General features: G+C 65.5%; 1 protein-coding gene. It reads right to left on the minus strand.

The genetic code is table 11. The annotated features are described in order from the left end of the window. Positions 1-821: IS701 family transposase (locus JKL45_RS29635; RefSeq protein WP_201865352.1), on the minus strand; the 821-nt coding region annotated here is incomplete at its 3' end. Positions 822-883 lie beyond the last annotated feature (62 nt).

Below are 883 nucleotides of genomic sequence, written 5' to 3' on the forward strand. Positions count from 1 at the left end.
TCATACAGGCGCGCTCCCTTGGTTCCGTCACCCGCCGACAGGCGCGTCCAAGCCTCGGGCACAAGAGCCTTGGCAATCTGCTCGGCCGTGCCGGCGACCTCAGGCTTGTCAATCCAGGAGTTGAACCGGTCCGTGGCGTGCGCGCCCAGCACATAGCCTTTGCCGGCCCGGCGCAACTGCATCTCGATGGCTCCCACACCATAGATCGTATCGGCCGCGACCCAGTCGAACGGAACGCCCGCTACAAGAGCCCGCGCGATTATCTGCGCGGCGATCTCGGGTTTGGTGACAAAGCCGATGCGATCAGGCACCTGAGCGGCGGTGCGGCGCTCGGGCTTGTTGGCCCAGTCCTTGGGCAGATAGAGCTGACGGTCGATGAAGGCGCAGCCCTTGTCTGACACGTACGCCGCAAACACCCCGATCTGGCAGTTGGTGATCTTGCCCGCTGATCCGGTGTACTGACGCCCGACCCCGCACGAGCGCGCACCCTGCTTGAGAAAGCCGGTCTCATCGATCACCAGCACGGCCCCAGGCGCGGCGAGCGTCTCAAGGGCATAGTCGCGCACCAGATCGCGCAAGGCATCGGCGTCCCAGTGGCTGCGGCCGAGCACCGCCTGCTGGCGCCATGGCCCCAAGTCGCCGGCAGCCTCGGCCCGCATCCAGCCGGTCTTGCGCCGCTCGGGGCCGAGCACCCCATCGAGGAAGGCGGCGGCCGAGGCGCCGACACTGGGATGAGCAAACAGCGACTTGAGGTTGGCTTTGACCTGACGCAACTCCACACACCAGAGTTCGAGCATCTGCTCGATGGGCACACCCGTCATGGCAGCCTCCCGTGTCAGATCAGGAGATTATGAGCTCATCCGCGGCACCTGCAACTGTAATG

Origin of the sequence: Microvirga soli, from assembly GCF_016734765.1 — a bacterium.
Lineage (GTDB): Bacteria > Pseudomonadota > Alphaproteobacteria > Rhizobiales > Beijerinckiaceae > Microvirga > Microvirga soli.